Annotated in this window: 2 protein-coding genes; both read right to left on the minus strand. The window is 58.1% G+C overall.

All coding sequences use genetic code 11. From position 1 onward, the window contains the following. Positions 1–289: 289 nt before the first annotated feature. Positions 290–556 carry a hypothetical protein gene (locus tag AC1DH9_RS25770; RefSeq protein WP_442114572.1) on the minus strand — a complete coding sequence of 89 codons (267 nt, stop codon included), beginning with the start codon at positions 554–556 and terminating at the stop codon, positions 290–292. 499 nt (positions 557–1,055) lie between these two features. Further along, positions 1,056–3,225 (minus strand): ATP-dependent Clp protease ATP-binding subunit ClpA (clpA, locus tag AC1DH9_RS25775; protein WP_477809038.1); only part of this gene is annotated, 2,170 nt, incomplete at its 5' end.

A 3,225-nucleotide genomic window follows, 5' to 3' on the forward strand; every position in this document is an offset into this window, starting at 1 on the left:
GTGCCCATCAGGGGGCATCGCCTACGGTCTGCTTCGCGACGACCTCCTCTCGATGTGTTCGACTTCGTCGAACGGCGCTGCGCGCCTACCCCCTGATGGACACCTACGCTCGGCCTGCCGATGGGGCGAAAGATCAAAAGCAGATCAGGATCAAAAGCCAAAGCGTTTTGTAGGCCCAATGTAATTCGAGTACATCCACCAGAAACCGATCAACAGTCAGGCCGCCATCACAGGCAAGCCAGTTCCCACAGTTTTTATTGGTGTACATCCGCAAGAGATTGGTCGGCTGTCAGGCCGCCATCGCGAGCAGGCTCGCTCCCACAATGGATTGGCGTGCATCTGCAAGAGATTGGTCGGCTGTCAGGCCGCCATCGCAGGCAAGCCAGCTCCCACAGTTTTTATTGGTGTACATCCGCAAGAGATAGGCCGGCTGCCAGGTCGCCATCGCGAGCAGGCTCGCTCCCACAATGGATTGGCGTGCATCTGCAAGAGATTGGTCGGCTGTCAGGCCGCCATCGCAGGCAAGCCAGCTCCCACACTTTTGAATGGCGTACATCTGTGAGAGATTGGTCGGCTGTCAGGTCGTMATCGCGGGCAAGCCCGGTTCCCACAAAAAAGGCAAAAAGGCAAAGCAACGCATACCCCCCACCACTCAACAGGCCGAGCGTTAGCTCGCCTGCCGCTGTTGATCTTGATCCACCCGCCCCTTCGGGAGGCCGAGTGGAGGTGTTCATCAGGAGGTTGGCGCGCAGCGCCGTACGGCGTAGCCGGACACATCGAGAGGAGGTCGTCGCGAAGCAGACCGTAGGCGATGCCTCCTGATGAATACCGTAACGAGGGAACGCCGAGCCTAAGCGAGGTGCCGTACGCTCGGGGCGAGACCTTTTGGTTCCTTTTGGGGCGTTTGCCAAAAGGGACTCGCCGTAAGGGCGAAACCGCCAGCAGCCGTTACCGCAGCAATGGATATACACCCAAAACCCAACCCCAACCCCAACCCACAGACAGCAAAAAGGCGCCACCAGGCGCCTTCTGCTTTAAAACAACAGCAACAACCGTCAGGCCATTTCTGCTGTGGTCTCGAACTCAAAGGTCAACTCGCCATCCTTGATGTCGATGTGCACCACACCGCCATGCTCAGCCAGTTCGCCAAAGAGAATCTCCTCCGCCAGCGGACGCTTGATCTTGTCCTGGATCAAGCGCGCCATTGGTCGCGCACCCATGGTCGCATCGTAACCACCGGCCGCCAGCCAACTGCGTGCAGCGTCGGTGACCTCGAGCAGTACACGCTTGTCTTCCAGCTGCGCCTGCAGTTCGGTAAGGAACTTGTCCACCACGCTTTTGATGACCTCATGACTGAGGCGACCAAACTGGATAATGGTGTCCAGACGGTTACGGAATTCCGGCGTAAAGCTCTTCTTGATCACTTCCATTGCGTCGGACGAGTGATCCTGATACGCGAAGCCGATAGACGCCCGAGCTGCGGTTTCRGCACCGGCGTTGGTCGTCATGATGACGATCACGTTACGGAAATCCGCCTTGCGCCCGTTGTTATCGGTGAGCGTACCGTGGTCCATGACCTGCAACAGCAGGTTGAAGACTTCCGGATGCGCCTTCTCGATTTCATCGAGCAACAGCACGCAGTGAGGCTGCTTGGTGATCGCTTCAGTCAGCAGGCCGCCCTGATCGAACCCGACGTAGCCTGGAGGCGCACCGATCAAGCGCGAAACGGTGTGACGCTCCATGTACTCGGACATATCGAAGCGAACCAGCTCGATCCCCAACGCCTTGGCCAGTTGCCGGGCCGCTTCGGTCTTACCGACCCCGGTAGGGCCGGCAAACAGGAACGAACCGACTGGCTTGTCAGGCGACTTCAGACCCGCACGGGACAGCTTGATCGCAGTCGACAACGAGTCGATCGCCGCATCCTGGCCAAACACCGTCAACTTCAGATCACGCTCAAGGTTACGCAGCAGCTCTTTGTCGGAGCTGGTGACGTGTTTTGGCGGAATCCGCGCGATCTTCGCCACGATGTCCTCGACCTGAGGCACTTCGATGCGTTTCACACGCTTCTCGATTGGCTGCAGACGCTGATAGGCGCCCGCCTCGTCGATGACGTCGATGGCCTTGTCCGGCATGTGCCGGTCATTGATGTAGCGCGATGCCAGCTCGGCAGCGGCGCGCAGGGCTTCATCACTGTATTCGATATTGTGATGGAGTTCGAAACGCCCCTTGAGACCGCGCAGGATACCGATGGTGTCTTCGACCGAAGGCTCCGACACATCGACCTTCTGGAAGCGCCGTGCCAGCGCACGGTCTTTTTCGAAGATCCCACGGAATTCCTGGAACGTGGTCGAGCCGATGCAACGGATATCACCCGACGACAGCAGCGGCTTGAGCAGGTTCGAAGCATCCATGACACCGCCAGAGGCAGCACCCGCACCAATAATGGTGTGGATCTCGTCGATGAACAGGATCGCCTGCGGACGTTTTTTCAGCTCATTGAGCAGCGCCTTGAAGCGCTTCTCGAAATCGCCACGGTACTTGGTCCCAGCCAGCAACGCGCCCAGATCGAGCGAATAAACCACGCTGTTGGCCAACAGATCAGGCACCTGATTGTCGACGATGCGCTTGGCCAGACCTTCGGCAATTGCGGTTTTACCCACGCCTGCCTCGCCGACCAGCAACGGATTGTTTTTGCGCCGCCGCGCCAGAATCTGCGCGACACGCTCAACTTCCATTTCACGCCCGACCAATGGGTCGATACGACCCTGGCGCGCCAGTTCGTTGAGGTTGCTGGCATATGCATCCAGAGGATTGCCTGAAGAAGAAGACTCACCGCCCTCGTCGTCCTGCATATCTTGCTCACCTTCAGAGTGTTCGCCATGCCCTGGCACTTTCGAGATGCCATGAGCGATGTAATTGACGACATCAATGCGTGCAACGCTCTGCTGTTTCAGCAGGAACACCGCCTGACTCTCTTGCTCACTGAAGATTGCAACCAGCACGTTGGCGCCGGTTACTTCGCGTTTGCCCGAGCTCTGTACATGAAAAACAGCACGTTGCAGTACACGCTGGAAGCCCAGGGTTGGCTGGGTTTCGCGATCCTCGTCATGAAGGGGGATCAAAGGCGTGGTGGAGTCGATGAACTCCTGCAGGTCATGCTTGAGTTTGTCGAGGTTTGCACCGCACGCACGCAAAACGGTGGCGGCTGCCTCATTATCCAAT

Source organism: Pseudomonas sp. 05T35, from assembly GCF_056396605.1.

What these genes read in the sequence shown, in the direction of transcription:
- AC1DH9_RS25770 (WP_442114572.1), bottom strand. Translation starts at nt 556, where the DNA reads ATGTACGCCATTCAAAAGTGTGGGAGCTGGCTTGCCTGCGATGGCGGC.